Genomic DNA, 17118 nt, shown 5'->3' on the forward strand with positions numbered 1-17118 from the left:
TGCCCGGGTGCGCGGACGGCCGGTTCCGGGTACAGCGGCCACACCGTGACATGGACGTCACGGGTCCCGGCGCGGGGCCACCAGCACGGGTGTGGTGGTCGCGATGCGCAGGCGGCGCACCGAGGCGTGAGGCCGGGACGCGAGGCCGGAGAGCCGTCCCGTCGCGCCGGTGGTGTTTGAATGCCGCAGTGACTGACTACGACGTGCTGCGGGTCTTCTGCGCGGCGAACGGCGGCTACGGGAACGAACTGGGCGTCGTCCGCGACGGCTCGGTCGTTCCCGGACGCGGCGAACGGCAGGCGCTCGCGGCGAAGCTCGGGTTCAGCGAGACCGTGTTCGTGGACGACCCCGAGCGCGGCGTCATCGACATCTACACGCCCGGCGCGCGCCTGCCGTTCGCCGGGCACCCCTGCGTCGGCGCGGCCTGGCTGCTCGACGTGCCCGAGCTGGTCACACCCGCGGGGGTGGTGGGAGCCCGGCAGGACGGGGAGTTCAGCTGGATCGAGGCGCGCCCGGAGTGGCCGGAGCCGCGCACCCTGCGCCGGTACGCCACCGCCGCCGAGGTCGACGCCCTGCCCGCGCCGCCGCCGGGGGAGTGGGTGTACGCGTGGGCCTGGGAGGACGAGGCGGCGGGCCGGGTGCGGGCGCGCGGCTTCCCCGGCCGGGGCGACGGCATCGTGGAGGACGAGGCGACCGGCGCCGCGGCCCTGCTGCTGACGGCCCGGCTGGGCCGCGCCCTGAACATCGCGCAGGGCGCCGGTTCACAGATTCTGACGGCGCCTCAGCCGGAGGGGTGGGTGGAGATCGGGGGGCGGGTCCTGCTGGAGCGCTGAGCGGCGACGGGCAAGCGCCCGTACGGGTGGAACAGCGTGTGCGCGGCCGGGTGAAGGGGGACCGATGGGCGTGACCACTCGGCATCGTGAGAGGAACCCCATGCGCATCCGATCTGCCCTGGCCGCGACCTTCCTGGCCGCCGCCCTGACCGTCACCGGCGCCGCGACGGCCACTGCCCTCGACGACCGGGTAGCGGCCGACGAGACCGTTCCGTGCAGCCCGTACGCGGGTTCCATCGACGCGGAGACCGCCGACATCGAGTGGGCGGGCGCGGTCTGCCACAACGGGGTCTTCGACTTCTGAGCAGCACACGCCAGGCGCGCCGGGCACCCGCCCGGGCCGGCCCCGGGTCCCTCTCGCACCGGGCGAGGGGGACCCGTTTCGTTGTCGTGGCCCGCCGTGGCGCACATCGCGGCCCGTCGCGGCCGTCGCGGCGCCGCTCACGCGGACAGCGGGAACTCCTCGCCCAGCGCCCGGAACACGGCGGTGTTGAGCGCGAAGGCATCCCGGCACTCGGCCACGATCCGCTGCCGCTCCAGCTCGTCCGCCTCGATCGCGTCCAGCAGTTCGCGGTAACCCCGCTTGAAAGCCGCCGGGTTGCCGATCTCCTCGAAGACGTAGAACCGGACGCCGTCGCCCTTCTTCGCGAAGCCCCACGTCCGCTCGGCCTTGTCACGGATGATCTGACCGCCGGACAGGTCGCCGAGATAGCGCGTGTAGTGGTGGGCCACATAGCCCGCGGGCCACTCGCGCGCGCACCGCGCGACCCGGTCCGCGTAGGTCCGGGTGGCGGGCAGCGCGGTGAGCGTCGCCCGCCAGCCGTCGCCCCGCAGATGCGCGAGGTCCCGCTCCAGGGCGGGCAGCCGGAACAGCCCCGGCTGCACGAAGGGGCCCGCCACCGGGTCCGAGGCCAGCCGGTCCGCGCCGGCCTCCAGGGCCTCGTACACGAACCACAGTTGCTCGGTGTAGCGCGCGTACGCGTCCACCCCCAGCCGGCCGCCCAGCAGATCGCTCATGAACGTCGAGGTCTCCGCCTCCACATGCTGCTCGTGGGAGGCGGTGCGGATGAGGGTCGAGAAGGAGTCCATGAGCTCAGTTTCTATGGTTAGGCTTACCTAAGTCAACGGGCTTTCCGACAAGCTGTCGGTAACTCTCTACCCCTCATCTTCACCCGATGCACCCCGGATGCGCCCCGCCCGCACCCCGCCCGCGCACGAAAAGGGGCCCGCCCTCGACGGAGGGCGGGCCCGCGTGGCGGCGAGGTCTACGGCAGCGTGAGGATCTCCGCGCCGGAGGCCGTCACGACCAGCGTGTGCTCGAACTGCGCCGTGCGCCGTCGGTCCTTCGTGACGACCGTCCAGCCGTCGTCCCACATGTCGTACTCGTGCGTCCCGAGCGTCAGCATCGGCTCGATGGTGAAGGTCATGCCCGGCTGCATCACGGTGGTCGCGTGCGGGGCGTCGTAGTGCGGGACGATCAGGCCGGAGTGGAAGGACGTGTTGATGCCGTGACCGGTGAAGTCACGCACCACGCCGTAGCCGAAGCGCTTGGCGTACGACTCGATGACCCGGCCGATGACGTTGATCTGGCGGCCCGGCCGGACCGCCTTGACCGCCCGGTCCAGCGACTCCCGGGTGCGCTCGACCAGCAGCCGGCTCTCCTCGTCCACGTCGCCGACCAGGTACGTCGCGTTGTTGTCGCCGTGCACCCCGCCGATGTACGCGGTCACGTCCAGGTTGACGATGTCGCCGTCCCGCAGGACCGTCGAGTCGGGGATGCCGTGGCAGATCACCTCGTTGACGGAGGTGCACAGGGATTTGGGGAAACCCCGGTATCCGAGTGTGGAGGGGTAGGCACCGTGGTCGCACAGGAACTCGTGCGCGACCCGGTCCAGCTCGTCCGTCGTCACGCCCGGCGCGATCGCCTTCGCCGCCTCGGCCATCGCCCGCGCGGCGATCCGCCCGGCGGTCCGCATCGCCTCCACGGTCTCCGGCGTCTGCACCTCCGGCCCGGTGTACGGCGTCGGCGCGGGCCTGCCGACGTACTCGGGCCGCCGGATGTTTCCGGGCACGGAACGGGTGGGAGACAGCTCCCCTGGAACGAGCAGCGACTGGCCAGACATGCCAGCGAGTCTAACCAGCGGGCATACGAGACCATGTCCCCTGGCGAAAGGAGCCGGTCATGGCCCTGTTCAAGAAGCGCACCGTCGGCAAACCGGGCGAGTGGTACTACTGCCTGGAGCACAAGAAGGTCGAGGAGGGGCCCGAGTGCCCCAACAAGGACCGCTTCGGCCCGTACACCAGCCGCGAGGAGGCGGAACACGCGATGGAGACGGCCCGCGAGCGGAACCTCGAATGGGAGAACGACCCCCGGTGGCACGACACCGTGGGGCGCGGGGAGCGCGACGAGGACTGATCAGGCCGGCGTCGACGCGGCCGCGCGCTGTTCGCGCAGCCGCGTCGCGTGCTCGTTCGTGCGCACGTCGTACGTCATCAGCTTCGGCAGGCAGAGCGCCAGCAGCCCCACCGCGCCCGCGCACAGCAGCCCGCCGGACCACACCGACGCCCGCACCCCGGCCCACGCGGCCATGCCCCCCGCGCGGACCTGACCGAGCTGCGGACCCACCGAGTACGACAGCAGCTCGATGCCGGCGAGCCGGCCGCGCAGTTCGTCGGGGATCGTCTGGTTCCACATCGACGCGCGGAAGATGCCGCTGACCATGTCGCAGGCGCCGCCGAGCGCCAGGCACAGCAGCACCAGCCACACGTTCCCCGCGATGCCCGCGGCGGCCATGGCCACGCCCCACCCGGCCGCCGCCAGCACCACCATCCGCCCGTGCCGGTGCACCCGCGACGTCCAGCCGCTGGTGAGACCGACGACCAGGGAACCCGCGGGAATCGCCGCGTACATCAGACCCAGTGACCACTCGGCGCGCAGTTCGTCCGCGAGGAACGGCAGCACGGCGAGCGGCATCGCCAGGAACATCGCCGCCAGGTCGACGGTGTAGGTGCCGAGCAGCTCCTTGCGGCTCCACGCGTACCGGGCGCCCTCCGCGATCGAGGACAGGGACGGCTTCGCCGCCTCGTGGGACGCGGGGGAGGCGGCCAGACCGAGCGCCAGCACCACCGAGGCGACGAAGGTGACCAGGTCGAGCGCGTAGGCCCAGGCCAGTCCGGCGTAAGCCACCACGACGCCTGCCAGCGCCGGGCCCGCGATGCCTCCGACCTGCCAGCGCAGCGCGTTGAGCGAGGCGGCGGCCGGCAGATGCTCGTGGGCCACGATCCTGGGCGTCAGCGCGTCCAGCGCGGGCCGTTGCACCGACACCAGCGCGGAGGACAGCGCGGCGACCACGTACAGCGGCCAGATCGCCGGGTCCGGCAGCGACGCGTTCACCAGCAGCACCACGCACAGCAGGCCGAGTCCGGCCTCCGTCCACAGGATCAGCTTCCGCTTGTCCCAGGCGTCGGCGAGCGCCCCGCCGTACAGCCCGAACACGACGAGCGGCACCAGCTCCACGGCCCCGATCGCCCCCACGGCCGCGGCCGATCCGGTGAGCTCCTTGATCTGTACCGGCAGCGCCACGAAGGTCAGGAAGCTGCCGAAGTTGGTGATCAGGCCGGAGACCCAGAGCCTGCGGAAGTCCGGCGAGCTCCGCCAGGGGGCGAGGTCCGGGAGGAAGGCACGGAAGCCGGTGGGGGGCCGGGGCGGGGCGTCGTCGTTCACGACCGGCCATGCTCGGTCGGGGTGGGGGCCTGAGGCAATCGGTTTTCGGGGCGGGCGGCGGCGCCCTGCGCGCGGGGGCGGGCCCGGTTCGCCGGTGGCCGGACGTCGTCAGGGCGTGGGCAGGGAAAGCCGAGGGGAAGGGCCGCCTGTCCAGGGGTGGGGGTGGCTGGGGAGCGCGGAGGTTTCCGGGCGGGGCCGTGGCCGGGGCGCGCACGGCTTCCCGGGGCGGCGGTGGCCCGGAGGCGCACACGTGTCCGGTGGCGGACCCGGGTCACCAGCGGGGCGGCGGCGGGGACGTCAGTTCGTCGGCCAGGCGGGACAGGTGGTCCCGGAAACGGCGCCGGCCCCGCGCCACCGGCAGCGCGGTCTCGCCCGCGGCGGCGCTCACCAGGTGCTGCACGGTGTCCAGGTCCAGCTCCGAGGGCGTCCCGACGGCCAGCGTGTCGTGCGCCATCGTCGCCAGGTCCCCCTCGGCGGCGCCCAGCGCCAGCACCGTCGCGCCGGCCCGCCGCGCGTCGTGCACCCGCTCCAGCAGGATCTCGTCGGGTCCCTCCGGCGAGATCACGAGCAGCGTCTCGCCCCGCCGGGCCGCCTCGATCCGGCCCAGCCCGACGGCCAGGTGCGCCGGGTCCGTGGGGCGGGCGTCATGGCGTACCAGCGTCGGCGTCAGTTCGGGCGTGCCCGACCACGCCGCCTCGTCCGCGAGGTGCGCCGCCAGGTGCCACGGCTCGTACTCCCGCGTGCCGACCAGCAGCAGCCCGCCGCCGTGCGCCACCACGGAGCCCCGCAGCACCCCGGCGAACCTCCGCGTGGCCCCCAAGCACTCGGTCCCGGCGAGCACTTCGCGCAGCAGCGCGACCCGTACGGCATCCATGCCACGGCATCCTGCCGCAACCGGCAACCCTTGGCCCTGAGTTCACCACGAATTCCCCCAGGTTGGGCACGGAGCCGCATTACCGCCCTTCACCGGAGATCACCGGAGATCACCGGCGGATCGCCGGCGGGGCGAACGGGGAAGCAGTAGGGCGAAGCAAGCCCGCAGCAGACCCGCAGCAGCTCCGACGCCAGCCAGACCCGCAGCAGACCCGCAGCAGACCCGCAGGCTTCGACGCCAGACCCGAAGAAGCTCCGCAGCAGCTCCGACGCCAGAGGAGAGCCGTCCATGTCCGCAGCCACCGTCCCCTTCCGTGCCGGTCGGGAGGGGTACGCCAGTTACCGCATCCCGGCCGTCGTCCGCACGCGTGAAGACACGCTCCTCGCGTTCTGCGAGGGCAGGGTCGACTCCGCGAAGGACTGGGGCCACATCGACATCGTGCTGAAGCGCTCCACCGACGGCGGCCGCACCTGGGGCCCGCTCCAGGTCGCCGCCGACAACGGCACCGGCCTGGCCGGCAACCCCGCCCCCGTCGTGCTCGGCACCGGCCGCGTCCTCCTCGTCCACGTCCGCTCCGCCGCCTCCGCCTCCGAACACCTCATCCTGCGCGGCGAGGTGAGCGAGGCCGACGGCAGAAGGGTGTGGGTGCAGCACAGCGACGACGACGGACTGACCTGGTCGGAGCCCAGGGAGATCACCGAGCAGGTCAGACGGCCCGGCTGGCGCTGGTACGCCACCACCCCCGGCCACGGCCTGCAGCTGGCCACCGGACGGGTCGTCGTACCCGGCAACCACACACTCCCGCCCACCGGCACCGACGTCGGCGACGAGGCGAAGTACAACAGCGGCCACTGCCTGCTGAGCGACGACGGCGGGGAGAGCTGGTACCTGGGCTACCTGGAGCAGAACACCGGCGGCTACATCAACGCCAACGAGACCACCGCCGCCGAACTCCCCGACGGCCGGGTCTACTTCAACACCCGCAACGACTCGCCGTCCCCCGGCAACCGCGCCGACGCCCACTCCGAGGACGGCGGCAGGACGCTGCGCCGGCCCTTCCGCCCCCAGGCGGGCCTCGCCGGACCCGTCTGCCAGGCCGCCTTGCTGCACCTCGGGGAGCCCGACGTGCTGCTGTTCTCCGGCCCGGCCCTCCCCGGCGGCCGGGGCCTGATGACGGTCCGCGCCTCGACCGACCACGGCACCACCTGGCGCGAGGCCCACACGGTCGACGGACTCCCCGCCGCCTACTCCGACCTCGTCCGCGTCGACGACGACACGGTCGGACTCCTGTACGAGACAGGGGACTTCGGGGCGTACGAACGAATCGCCTTCCGGCGACTGCCCGTGACGCGCCTCACCTGAGCCCGCGGGCCCGCGGGAGCGGACGTAGAGTCAGGTCCATGACCTCTACGGACAGTGCCGCTGCCGACAAGCAGCCCGCGAAGGCCCCCGCGAAGGACCCCTGGGACCTGCCCGACGTCTCCGGGCTGGTCGTCGGTGTGCTCGGCGGGACCGGGCCGCAGGGCAAGGGCCTCGCCTACCGGCTCGCGCGGGCCGGCCAGAAGGTGATCATCGGCTCGCGCGCCGCCGAGCGCGCCCAGGCCGCCGCCGGGGAGCTGGGGCACGGCGTCGAGGGTGCCGACAACGCCGAGTGCGCCCGGCGCAGCGACATCGTGATCGTCGCCGTGCCGTGGGAGGGCCACGGCAAGACGCTGGAGTCGCTGCGCGAGGAGCTGACCGGCAAGCTCGTCGTCGACTGTGTCAACCCGCTCGGTTTCGACAAGCAGGGCGCCTACGCGCTCAAGCCGGAGGAGGGCAGCGCCGCCGAGCAGGCCGCCGCCCTGCTGCCGGACTCCCGGGTCGCCGCCGCCTTCCACCACCTGTCCGCCGTGCTGCTCCAGGACCCCGGGATCGAGGAGATCGACACCGACGTCATGGTGCTCGGCGAGGAGCGGGCGGACGTGGAGATCGTGCAGGCGCTGGCCGGCCGCATCCCCGGTATGCGCGGCATCTTCGCCGGGCGGCTGCGCAACGCGCACCAGGTCGAGTCCCTGGTGGCCAACCTGATCTCCGTGAACCGCCGCTACAAGGCCCACGCGGGCCTGCGCGTCACGGACGTATGACCTCATGGGGGACACTGGTCGACAGCACCGTGACCAGCGTCCCCCGACAGGAGCCGACCCCCATGCCTCCCCTGCCCCCGCCCGGCCAGGCCCGGCGACTCGCCCTCTACGCCCTCGTCGTCTGCCTGCTCGCGGTGGCCGCGGCCGTCATCTCCTTCACGCAGGGCAGCTGGCTGGGCGTCGTGTGGGTGCTGCTGGCGGGCCTGTCGTCGAACATGGCCTGGTACTACGGCAGGCGCGCCAGGGCCTCCCGGGGCGACTCGGTCACGGGCTGACCGAGCAGTTCGCGTTCGTCCCGAGCCAGAAGCGGTACAGCTCATAGCCGCAGTAGGTGTCCGGTTCGCCGACGCCGAGGCCGCGCAGCACCGCGTCGACCATGTCGAAGAACGCGCCGTTCAGCGCCGGGATCCACAGCAGCGCGAAGACGAACAGCAGCCCGAACGGCGCGAACGGCTCCACCTGCCGGCGGATGTTGTACGACAGCCAGGGCTCGACCACGCCGTAGCCGTCCAGCCCCGGCACCGGCAGGAAGTTCAGGATCGCGGCCGTCACCTGGAGCAGTGCGAGGAACGCCAGCGCGTACCGGAAGTCCTGCGGCACGCCGTCCAGCGCGTCCAGCCAGAAGGGCGCCGTGCACACGAGTGCGAACAGCACGTTCGTCAGCGGGCCGGCCGCCGAGATCAGGCTGTGCTTCCAGCGGCCCCGGATCCGCCCCCGCTCGATGAAGACAGCGCCGCCCGGCAGGCCGATCCCGCCCATGATCACGAACAGCACGGGCAGCACGATGCTCAGCAGCGCGTGCGTGTACTTCAGCGGGTCGAGTGTGAGGTACCCCTTCGCGCCCACCGAGATGTCTCCGCCGTGCAGCGCGGTCCGGGCGTGGGCGTACTCGTGCAGACACAGCGACACGACCCACGCGCCGGTCACGAACAGGAACACGGCCACCCCGGGCAGCGCCGCGAACCCGGTCCAGGTGGCCCAGCCGGTCACCGCCGTGACGGCCAGGATCCCGAGGAAGACGGGGCTGATCCGCCGTTCGGCGCGGCGGGAGGCGGCGGTGGTCATGGGACGGCTCCTGGGACGAGGCGGGCGGTGCGGAGTCGACCGTACCGGTGGCCCCGGAGGAACGTCACCGGGCGGTGCGGGGTTCCCGGGCGGCTCCCGGAACGGGCACGCGCGGTTCATGCCCGCGTAAACCTGGAGGCGGTGACTTGGCCGGAGCGGTGACAATGGGTTCCGTGCGCTATCGCATCCTCGGCACCACACAGGCGGTTCGCCCCGACGGTTCGGTCCTCTCGATCGGCGGGGCGCGCTTGCGCGCGCTGCTCACCGTGCTGGCGCTGCGGGCCGGACGGGCCGTGCCCGCGGGGCTCCTCGTGGACGAGGTGTGGGACGGGGACCCGCCCGCCGACGCGGCCGGGGCCCTCCAGGCGCTCGTCGGACGGCTGCGGCGGGCGCTCGGAGCGCAGGCCGTCGCCTCCGCCGACGGCGGGTACCGGCTGGCCGCCGAGCCCGACGACGTCGACCTGCACCGCTTCGAGCGGCTCGCCGGCGAGGGCGCGCGGGCGCTGGCCGACGGGGACCCCGCCAAGGCCGCCGTGCTCCTCGACGACGCGCTCGCCCTGTGGCACGGCCCCGCCCTGGCCGACCTCCCCGACCGCACCGTGGAGGCCGCCCTCTGGGCCGCCCGCCGGCTCGACGCCCGGCGTGCCCGGCTCGCCACCGCCCTCGCGCTCGGCCATGCAGAGCAGGTGCTGCCCGAGCTGACCGCCCTGTGCGGCAGCCATCCCTTCGACGAACCCCTCCAGGCCCTGCGCCTGCGCGCCCTGCGCGACGCGGGCCGCGCCGCCGAGGCACTGGCCGCCTACGAGGACGTACGACGGCTGCTCGCGGACCGGCTGGGCGCCGATCCGGGACCGGAGCTGCGCGCGCTGCACGCGGAACTGCTGAACCCGACCGGTGCGGGCGCGTCACCCTCGGCGTTCGGCGCCCTCCCGACGCCCCCGGCGCCAGGCGCGGGCTCTGCCACCTCTCCGAACCCCGCGCCGGGTGGGGCCTCACCGGCGCCCGATCCCGGTGCCGCCCCCCTGCCGCCCGGTGCGGGCCGGTCACCCTCCGTGCCGCCGACGCCGTTGCCCGGTGCGGGCCCGCTGCCCCCCGTGCCGCCGACGCCGCTGCCCTCCGTGCCACCGACGCCGCTGCCCGGCGCCTTCCCGACGCCCCCCGCGCCCGGCGCGGACGCGTCGCCCGCCGACTCCGGTGCCGTACCCACGGCCCCTGTGCCGCGCGCCGCCCCGGCGGCCACCCTGCCGCACGGCGACGACGCGACCGCCCCCGCCACCCGCGCTCCCTCGCCCCCCTTCCCCGTCGCGGGCGCGGGGGACCACCGCGTGGCTGCCGTCGGCGGCCGCACCCCGGCGCCGGGAAATCTGCGTGCCCGGCTCACCTCTTTCGTCGGGCGGGCCGACGACATCGAGGCCATCCGCCACGACCTCGCCGGCGCCCGGCTCGTCACCCTGCTCGGGCCCGGCGGCGCCGGCAAGACCCGGCTGTCGCAGGAGGCCGCCGAGAACGTACGCGACACGGCCCCCGACGGCGCGTGGCTGGCCGAACTGGCTCCGGTCGACGACCCCGCCGCCGTCCCCGAGGCCGTGCTCACGGCGATCGGGGCCCGCGAGACCGTCCTGCACGGCGCCGGCGCCGAGGAGTTCCGGGCCGCCGTCGCCGAGCGGCTCGACGACCCCGTCGCCCGGCTCGTCGAGCACTGCGCCCGCCGCCGTATGCTGCTCGTCCTCGACAACTGCGAGCACGTCGTCGACGCCGCCGCCCGCCTGGCGGAGGAACTGCTGGCCCGCTGCCCGCACCTCACCGTCCTCGCCACCAGCAGGGAACCCCTCGGCGTGCCGGGGGAGGTGCTGCGGCCCGTGGAGCCGCTGCCCGAGCCGTACGCCCTGCGGCTGCTCGCCGACCGCGGTGCCGCCGCCCGGCCCGGCTTCCGCGTCGACGACGACCCCGAGGCCTGCGCCGAGATCTGCCGCCGTCTCGACGGCCTGCCCCTCGCCATCGAGCTCGCCGCCGCCCGGCTGCGGATGCTCACGCCCCGCCAGATCGCCGACCGCCTCGACGACCGCTTCCGCCTGCTCACCTCCGGCAGCCGGACCGTGCTGCCCCGCCAGCAGACCCTCCGGGCCGTCGTCGACTGGTCCTGGGACCTCCTCGACGAGGACGAACGGGAGGTGCTGCGCCGTCTGTCCGTCTTCGCCGGCGGCTGCGACCTCGCCGCCGCCGAGGCGGTGTGCGGGCCGGCCGCCCTGGACGCCCTCGGCTCCCTCGTCGACAAGTCCCTCGTCGTCGCCGCCCCGACCGCCGGCGGCGAGATGCGCTACCGGCTCCTGGAGACCGTCGCCGAGTACGCCGGCGAACGCCTGGACGAGGCCGGCGGACGCCGTGCCACCGAGCGCGCCCACCTGACGCACTACCGCGAACTCGCCCGCACCAGCGACCCGTTGCTGCGCGGCCCCGGCCAGCTCGCCGCCATCGAGCGGCTGGAGCGCGAGTACGAGAACCTGCGCACGGCGCTGCGGCACGCCGTCGCCGAACGCGACGAGCAGGAGGCGCTGTGCCTGGTGCTGTCGCTGCTCTGGTACTGGCAGATGCGTGATCTGCGCATCGAGGCCCGCACCTGGTGCCGCGCGGTCATGGACCTCGGTCCCGACCCCTTCGCCGAACCGGTCACCCGGGCCGCCCCCGTGCGCGAGCGCTGCACCGCCGAGCCGCCCCCCATGACCGGGGAGCTGCTGCAGGAGGCCCGGCGCGGCGTCCACCTGGGGCATCTCGCCTGCATGGACACCGAACTGGACGCCTGGCAGACCCCCGAGGCCCAGCGCAAGCTGCGCGCCATCGCCGACGTCTACGAACCGGGGCTGCCGCAGACCTGCCGCAGCCCCGGCATGCTGTCCTTCTACGCCGTGATGCTGACCGGCGACATGGACCGGCTGGCCACGCTCGTCGACGCCGCCGTCGACACCTGCCGCGCCACCCCCGACTTCGACTGGGAACTGGCCGCCAGTCTGCAGATCCGCGCCAACATCCGCGCCAACCGCCCCGACCGGGCGACCGAGGCCGGCCGGGACGCCGACGAGTCGCTGGCGATCTACGAGCGTCTCGGCGACGCCTGGGGCAGCGCCGAGGCGCTCTCCGCGCGGGCCGAGACCCTCGAACGCAAGGGGCGCCACCTGGAGGCCGCCGCCGACTACGTGGCCGCCATGGCACACGCCCAGCGGCTCGGCGCCCGCGCCCAGCACGCGATCCTCACCGCCCGGCTCGGCAGCGCCCTGCTGGAGGCGGGCGAGGCCGAACGGGGCGAGCGGCTGCTGCGGGAGGTGCTCTCCGCCGGGGAGGGCGCGCACAACGAGGCGATGCCGTTCGGCCGGCTCGTCCTCGCCGGGTGGCTCAGCATCACCGGCCGGACCGCCGAGGCCCGCGAGCATCTGCGGCTGCTGCGCGAGGAGTTCACCATCGCCCACTTCGTCGTCTTCGACGCGTTCATCCTCGGCCAGGAGGCATGGGTGGACGCCGCCGAGGGCCACTACGAGGCGGCCAGGGAGAAGATCCGGAGCGCCCTCGCCCAGGCCGACGACCCGCTGTCGAAGGCGATGGCCCCACAGCTCTTCTCCTCGTACCTGGTCGTCGCCGCGCTGGCCCTGGTCGGCGCCGACGGCGGCCGGACCGCCCGCGACGCCGCCCGCTGCCTGGGCGCGGCCGACGCGCTGCTGCCCCCCGGTCATCTGTACTCCTCCCTGGAGCGCCGGGCCCGCGAGCGTGCCACCGCGGCGGTCCAGGAGGCTCTGTCCGCCGGGGAGTTCACGGCGGCGTACGCCGAAGGCGGCGGTCTCTCCCCGCAGGAGGCCGCCGCCCTGGTGTGACCGGCCGTGGCGCGAACCGTCCGGTTCTCCGCCCCGGCCTCTCAGCTCTTCGTCTTGAACTTGTGGATCGCGACCGGCGCCATCACCGCGGTGATCGCCGCCGACCAGGCCAGCGTCACCCACAGGTCGTGCGCGACCGGGCCGCCCACCATCAGCCCGCGGGCCGCGTCCGCGAGCGTGGACAGCGGGTTGTAGTCGGTGAACGCCTGGAGCCAGCCCGGCATCGACGCCGTCGGCGCGAAGATCGACGAGCCGAACTGGAGCGGGAACAGCACCAGGAAGCCCATCGCCTGCACGGACTGCGCGTTCTTCAGGACCACGCCCAGGGTGAGGAACACCCACATGATCGACGAGGCGAACGCCGTGGACAGACCGACGGCCGCGAACAGCCCGAGCCAGCTGTTGATGTCGAACCCGACCAGCACGGCGACGATCATCAGTACAGTCGTCGCGAACAGCATCCGGATCAGCTCGACCGAGACCTTCGCGAACAGCACCGAGCCGCGCCCGATCGGCAGGGACCGGAAGCGGTCCATGACACCGGAGTTGAAGTCCTGGCTGAAGCCGGTCCCGACGCCCTGCGACAACGTCATGCTCATCATCGCGATCATGCCGGGGATCACGTACTGCACGTACCCGTGCTGCCCGCCGCCCAGGGCCTGGCCGATCGAGCCGCCGAAGACGTAGACGAACAGCAGGGTGAAGACGACCGGCATCAGCAGGGCGTCGAACATCGACTCGGGGTCCTGCCGGATCCACAGCAGGTTGCGGCGGACCAGGGCCCCGGTGTGCCGCAGATGCCCGCGCAGGGAGATCCGCGCGTCGCCCTGGAGGCCGGGAACGGCGGTGGTCGCCGTGGTGTCGGTGGCGGCGGTGGTGGCGCTCATACGGCGACCTCCTCGCGGTCGTCGGCGGGCACGGAGTCCTGCGGGGCACTGGCGCGGTGGCCGGTGAGGGAGAGGAACACCTCGTCGAGGCTGGGCAGTTCGGTGCTGATGCCGGCGAGCGTGATACCGCGCGCGGTGACGGCGCCGACCACCGCGGTCAGCTGCTCGTCGCTCAGGATCGGCACCAGCACGGTGCCGCCCTCGGTGTCCACGGTCGTCGTGGCCAGCCCGGTGATGCCCAGCTCGTCCAGGGCGCGGGCCAGCGGCCGCAGCTGCGCCGGATCGGCCGGCCGCACCCGCAGCGTCCGCCCGCCGACCTTGGCCTTCAGCTCCTCGATCCCGCCGTTCGCGATGACCTTGCCCCGGTCCACGACGGTCAGCTCCGAGGCCAGCTGCTCGGCCTCCTCCATGTACTGCGTGGTCAGCAGGACGGTGACACCGTCGCCGACCATGGCCTTCACCTCGTCCCACACCTCGTTGCGGGTGCGCGGGTCGAGGCCGGTGGTGGGCTCGTCCAGGAAGAGCACCGCGGGACGCCCGATCATCGACGCGGCCAGGTCGAGCCGCCGCCGCATTCCCCCGGAGTACGTCGACGCCGGCCGCTTGGCCGCGTCCGTCAGCGAGAACCGCTCCAGCAGCTCGTCGGCGCGGGAGCGGGCCTCCTTGCGGGGCAGGTCGAGCAGGCGCCCGATCATGTACAGGTTCTCCCACCCGGGGAGCTTCTCGTCGACCGAGGCGTACTGACCGGTGAGCCCGATCACCCGGCGCAGCTGCCGGGGCTGCCGTACGACGTCGTAGCCGGCGACGGTCGCCTCGCCGGCGTCGGGCACCAGCAGCGTGGACAGGATCCGCACGAGAGTCGTCTTGCCGGCCCCGTTCGGTCCCAGCACCCCCATCACGGTGCCCTCACGCACCTCCAGGTCGACACCGTCCAGCGCCCTGGTCTCGCCGTAGTGCTTGACCAGCCCCCGCACGGTCACGGCCGCGCTGCTGGGCTTCTTGTCGATTCGTGTCATACGGCAGACACTCCCAGCCCCCACCGACAAACCCCCGACAGCCACCCGACAGCGCTCCGACGAGAGCGGACGGCGGGAGCGTGGTCCCCGCGCCCGCCCCCGCGCCCGCCCCGCCGTCGTCAGGCGGCTCGACGCGTCTCCTGGGTGTGGGCGAGGTCCACCTCGGCCCAGACGACCTTGCCGTCGTGCGTCGGGCGGCTGCCCCATCTGCGGGACAGCTGGGCGACCATGGCGAGGCCGCGGCCGTGCTCGTCGCCGGTGCGCGCGTTGCGCGGACGCGGGGAGGAGGCGTCGGCGTCGGTCACTTCGACGGTCAGGACCTTGTGCCGGACCAGGCGCAGGCTGATCGAGCCGGTGCCGTGCCGGACCGCGTTGGTGACCAGCTCGCTGACGATCAGCTTCAGGGCGTCCACGAGTCCCTCCAGGCCCCATGCGGCCAGCTGCTCGGCGGTCAGGTTCCGGGCCTGGCAGGCGGCGGTGTCCTCGCTGGGCAGGCTCCAGGAGGTGACGTGGGCCGGGCTGAGCGAGCGGGTGCGGACCAGGAGCAGACTGGCGTCGTCGAGGGCTTCCCGGGCCTCGACCGGTGCCATCGCGCGGGTGCAGAGCTCCTCCAGGGACAGCTCCGGCCGGGCGAGGGCGGCCCCCAGGCGATCCATGCCCTGCTCGATGTCCTGGTCGCGGGTCTCGATCATGCCGTCGGTGTAGAGGGCGAGGAGCGTGCCCTCGGGCAGTTCCAGCTCCGTGGACTCGAAGGGGACTCCGCCGATGCCCAGGGGGGCGCCGGTGGGAAGGTCGGGGAACTCGACCCGTCCCCGCGCGTCGATGATCGCGGGAGGCGGGTGCCCGGCCGTCGCCATGGTGCAGCGGCGGGTGGCCGGGTCGTAGACGGCGTACAGACAGGTGCCCAGCACCGCGAGGTTCTGCTCCGGGGCGAAGGCGTCCGCCTCCCCCAGCCGCTGGACCGTGTCGTCGAGGCGGGATAGCACTTCCTCGGGGGGCAGATCGATGTCGGTGAGCGTGTGGACGGCGGTGCGGAACCTGGCCATGGTCGCGGCGGCGTCGAGGCCGTGTCCGACCACGTCGCCGACCACGAGGGCCACCCGCGCGCCGGACAGCGGGATCACGTCGAACCAGTCGCCCCCGACGCCCCTGTCCATGTCGGCGGGCAGGTAGTGCGAGGCGGCCTCGACCGCCGCGCCGCCCCGCAGACGGTGCGGGAGCAGGATGCGCTGGAGCGCGAGGGCCGTGGTCTGCTCGCGGCAGTACCGGCGGGCCGTGTCGAGCGACACCGCGGCGCGGCTGAGGAGCTCCTCGGCCAGGAGCAGATCGTCCTCATGGAACGGTGCGGCGTTCTCCGTGCGGACGAACAGCACCAGGCCCAGAAGGACCCGCCGCGTGCGGAGGGGCACGACCATCATGGAGTGCATGCCGGACTCCTCGATCTTCCGCGCCCGCACCGGGTCCCGGTCGATCCAGGTGCCCGGCTCGGTGCTCAGGACCGGCTCCATCTGCGACCTGCCCGTGCGCAGGACCTCGGTGTAGGGCGAGCCCGGCGGCAGGTGGACCTTCGCACCGTGCACCCATACGGCTTCCGGAGCGCCCTGGCGGACCGAGGCCAGACCGACCCGCCGGAGAACGGGGAAGCGCTCGCCGAGCAAGCCGACGCGGATCGGGGGCCCCTCGCCGACCTGGACCGACTGCTCCAGGTCCACGGTGACGAAGTCGGCCAGCAGAGGCACGGCGAGATCGGCCAGTTCCTGACCGATCTGCATCATGTCCAGGGTCCTGCCCAGACGCGTGCCCGCCTCGTCGAGGACGGCCAGGCGCTCGCGCTCCCGCCGGATCTCGGTGAGGTCCACGCTCAGGGAGCACACGCCCAGCGCCCGGCCGTCGGCGCCCTGGAGGCAGGAGAACGAGTTGGCGTACGCGCGCTTCTCATCCGTATCCGTCGGCAGCCACGTCCGGTACTCGTGGACCGTGGTGCTGCCGCTCTTCAGCACCTGCCGCATCACCGCCTCGGCGGCTTCGGCGTCGACCCCGTGCCACACGTCGGTGATCCGGTGTCCGAGGCGCCGGTCGTTGGAGATGTCGTCGTGGCTCTCCTTCGTGTCGTTCACCCAGGCGCACCGCAGGTCCAGGTCACGGATGACGACGCCGATCGGCGTGCGGTCGAGGATCGAGCCCCGCACCGACGCGTCCGTCGCGTCCTCGGACGCCACGCCGAACTCGGTCGTGGTCGCGAGCCACCGCGCCGCTCCGCCCTGCCCGCGCACCGACGAGATCCGCAGGCCGACGTCGAGCACGCGCCCGTCCCGGTGGCGCACCGCCGAAGCGCCCGGCCAGCCGTTTTGGGCACGGCGGCGGTTCACGAAGGCCGACATCGTCCCCGCCGTGCCGAAGGAGGGCAGGAAGAGCGCGGCGGACCGGTCCACGGTCTCCCGGGAGGAGTACCCGACGAGCTGTTCGGCGGCCTGGGTCCACGCCACCACGGTCCCCCGCTCGTCGAGCAGCGCGAAGGCGGTGTCGGATATGAGGGACGCGTGTATCTGCCTACCGAGTGTCACTCGGTCGCTGGTGGTGGTGGCCTTGCGCATCGGGTGACCTCCGACGACTGGAAAAGGATGAACTGTGAAATATCTCTGAAACCCTCCCCTTACCTGACATCGACCGGATGGTTCTTCGATCTGTGACAAACGACGCAAAGGGGGCCGACGGTCAAAGACCGTCGGCCCCCTT

At 73.4% G+C, this 17118-nt stretch carries 15 protein-coding genes; 7 read left to right on the forward strand and 8 right to left on the reverse strand.

Annotated elements, in window-relative coordinates; all coding sequences use genetic code 11:
• The first annotated feature begins 188 nt into the window (after window positions 1-188).
• Complete coding sequence (locus ACWCPM_RS20990) at window positions 189-833, forward strand: PhzF family phenazine biosynthesis protein (protein ID WP_450977728.1); 645 nt, start codon at window positions 189-191, stop codon at window positions 831-833.
• Window positions 834-933: 100 nt separating this feature from the next.
• A complete protein-coding gene (locus tag ACWCPM_RS20995; protein ID WP_450977729.1) occupies window positions 934-1137 on the forward strand; it encodes a hypothetical protein in 204 nt (67 codons plus the stop codon).
• A 137-nt stretch (window positions 1138-1274) separates the two neighbouring features.
• On the opposite strand, the gene ACWCPM_RS21000 is transcribed toward ACWCPM_RS20995, so the two are convergent.
• Window positions 1275-1922: a biliverdin-producing heme oxygenase gene (locus tag ACWCPM_RS21000; RefSeq protein WP_450977730.1), complete on the reverse strand. Its 648-nt coding sequence runs from the start codon at window positions 1920-1922 to the stop codon at window positions 1275-1277.
• A 176-nt stretch (window positions 1923-2098) separates the two neighbouring features.
• Window positions 2099-2956: a type I methionyl aminopeptidase gene (map, locus tag ACWCPM_RS21005; RefSeq protein WP_450977731.1), complete on the reverse strand. Its 858-nt coding sequence runs from the start codon at window positions 2954-2956 to the stop codon at window positions 2099-2101.
• 59 nt (window positions 2957-3015) lie between these two features.
• Here map and ACWCPM_RS21010 point away from each other — a divergent pair, with 59 nt between their 5' ends.
• Window positions 3016-3249: a hypothetical protein gene (locus ACWCPM_RS21010; protein WP_450977732.1), complete on the forward strand. Its 234-nt coding sequence runs from the start codon at window positions 3016-3018 to the stop codon at window positions 3247-3249.
• Here the strand turns inward: ACWCPM_RS21010 and ACWCPM_RS21015 are convergent, their stop codons facing one another.
• Window positions 3250-4557, reverse strand: coding sequence for an MFS transporter (locus ACWCPM_RS21015; RefSeq protein WP_450977733.1), 1308 nt, complete (start codon window positions 4555-4557; stop codon window positions 3250-3252).
• Between the two features lie 271 nt (window positions 4558-4828).
• Window positions 4829-5431: a hypothetical protein gene (locus ACWCPM_RS21020; RefSeq protein ID WP_450977734.1), complete on the reverse strand. Its 603-nt coding sequence runs from the start codon at window positions 5429-5431 to the stop codon at window positions 4829-4831.
• A gap of 288 nt (window positions 5432-5719) precedes the next feature.
• Between ACWCPM_RS21020 and ACWCPM_RS21025 the strand changes: the two genes are divergently transcribed.
• The 3 genes from ACWCPM_RS21025 to ACWCPM_RS21035 all read left to right on the forward strand — a co-directional run bounded on the left by ACWCPM_RS21025 (window position 5720) and on the right by ACWCPM_RS21035 (window position 7829).
• Window positions 5720-6793: a sialidase family protein gene (locus tag ACWCPM_RS21025; protein WP_450977735.1), complete on the forward strand. Its 1074-nt coding sequence runs from the start codon at window positions 5720-5722 to the stop codon at window positions 6791-6793.
• Window positions 6794-6831: 38 nt separating this feature from the next.
• A complete protein-coding gene (gene npdG, locus ACWCPM_RS21030; protein ID WP_450977736.1) occupies window positions 6832-7554 on the forward strand; it encodes an NADPH-dependent F420 reductase in 723 nt (240 codons plus the stop codon).
• Between the two features lie 62 nt (window positions 7555-7616).
• Complete coding sequence (locus ACWCPM_RS21035) at window positions 7617-7829, forward strand: hypothetical protein (RefSeq protein WP_450977737.1); 213 nt, start codon at window positions 7617-7619, stop codon at window positions 7827-7829.
• On the opposite strand, the gene ACWCPM_RS21040 is transcribed toward ACWCPM_RS21035, so the two are convergent.
• Entirely contained in the window at window positions 7819-8619 is an 801-nt protein-coding gene (locus ACWCPM_RS21040) for a site-2 protease family protein (RefSeq protein ID WP_450977738.1), read from the reverse strand. The genes ACWCPM_RS21035 and ACWCPM_RS21040 overlap by 11 nt on opposite strands.
• A 164-nt stretch (window positions 8620-8783) precedes the next feature.
• Here ACWCPM_RS21040 and ACWCPM_RS21045 point away from each other — a divergent pair, with 164 nt between their 5' ends.
• Window positions 8784-12479, forward strand: coding sequence for an AfsR/SARP family transcriptional regulator (locus ACWCPM_RS21045; RefSeq protein WP_450977739.1), 3696 nt, complete (start codon window positions 8784-8786; stop codon window positions 12477-12479).
• A 41-nt stretch (window positions 12480-12520) separates the two neighbouring features.
• Here ACWCPM_RS21045 and ACWCPM_RS21050 read toward each other — a convergent pair whose 3' ends face one another.
• The 3 genes from ACWCPM_RS21050 to ACWCPM_RS21060 form a co-directional block, all read right to left on the reverse strand.
• Window positions 12521-13366 carry an ABC transporter permease gene (locus tag ACWCPM_RS21050; RefSeq protein ID WP_450977740.1) on the reverse strand — a complete coding sequence of 282 codons (846 nt, stop codon included), beginning with the start codon at window positions 13364-13366 and terminating at the stop codon, window positions 12521-12523.
• Window positions 13363-14382 (reverse strand): ATP-binding cassette domain-containing protein, encoded by a 1020-nt coding sequence (locus ACWCPM_RS21055; RefSeq protein WP_450977741.1) that lies wholly within the window; start codon window positions 14380-14382, stop codon window positions 13363-13365. Before ACWCPM_RS21055 ends, ACWCPM_RS21050 begins: the two co-directional genes overlap by 4 nt.
• A 119-nt stretch (window positions 14383-14501) precedes the next feature.
• Window positions 14502-16976 carry a SpoIIE family protein phosphatase gene (locus tag ACWCPM_RS21060; protein ID WP_450977742.1) on the reverse strand — a complete coding sequence of 825 codons (2475 nt, stop codon included), beginning with the start codon at window positions 16974-16976 and terminating at the stop codon, window positions 14502-14504.
• Between the last annotated feature and the right edge of the window lie 142 nt (window positions 16977-17118).

This window comes from Streptomyces sp. NPDC002309 (assembly GCF_053593375.1).

What these genes read in the sequence shown, in the direction of transcription:
- ACWCPM_RS21040 (WP_450977738.1), bottom strand. Translation starts at nt 8,619, where the DNA reads ATGACCACCGCCGCCTCCCGCCGCGCCGAACGGCGGATCAGCCCCGTC.
- ACWCPM_RS21020 (WP_450977734.1), bottom strand. Translation starts at nt 5,431, where the DNA reads ATGGATGCCGTACGGGTCGCGCTGCTGCGCGAAGTGCTCGCCGGGACC.
- ACWCPM_RS21050 (WP_450977740.1), bottom strand. Translation starts at nt 13,366, where the DNA reads ATGAGCGCCACCACCGCCGCCACCGACACCACGGCGACCACCGCCGTT.
- ACWCPM_RS21035 (WP_450977737.1), top strand. Translation starts at nt 7,617, where the DNA reads ATGCCTCCCCTGCCCCCGCCCGGCCAGGCCCGGCGACTCGCCCTCTAC.
- map (WP_450977731.1), bottom strand. Translation starts at nt 2,956, where the DNA reads ATGTCTGGCCAGTCGCTGCTCGTTCCAGGGGAGCTGTCTCCCACCCGT.
- ACWCPM_RS21055 (WP_450977741.1), bottom strand. Translation starts at nt 14,382, where the DNA reads ATGACACGAATCGACAAGAAGCCCAGCAGCGCGGCCGTGACCGTGCGG.
- ACWCPM_RS21000 (WP_450977730.1), bottom strand. Translation starts at nt 1,922, where the DNA reads ATGGACTCCTTCTCGACCCTCATCCGCACCGCCTCCCACGAGCAGCAT.
- ACWCPM_RS20995 (WP_450977729.1), top strand. Translation starts at nt 934, where the DNA reads ATGCGCATCCGATCTGCCCTGGCCGCGACCTTCCTGGCCGCCGCCCTG.
- ACWCPM_RS21010 (WP_450977732.1), top strand. Translation starts at nt 3,016, where the DNA reads ATGGCCCTGTTCAAGAAGCGCACCGTCGGCAAACCGGGCGAGTGGTAC.
- ACWCPM_RS21025 (WP_450977735.1), top strand. Translation starts at nt 5,720, where the DNA reads ATGTCCGCAGCCACCGTCCCCTTCCGTGCCGGTCGGGAGGGGTACGCC.
- ACWCPM_RS21060 (WP_450977742.1), bottom strand. Translation starts at nt 16,976, where the DNA reads ATGCGCAAGGCCACCACCACCAGCGACCGAGTGACACTCGGTAGGCAG.
- ACWCPM_RS21045 (WP_450977739.1), top strand. Translation starts at nt 8,784, where the DNA reads ATGGGTTCCGTGCGCTATCGCATCCTCGGCACCACACAGGCGGTTCGC.
- npdG (WP_450977736.1), top strand. Translation starts at nt 6,832, where the DNA reads ATGACCTCTACGGACAGTGCCGCTGCCGACAAGCAGCCCGCGAAGGCC.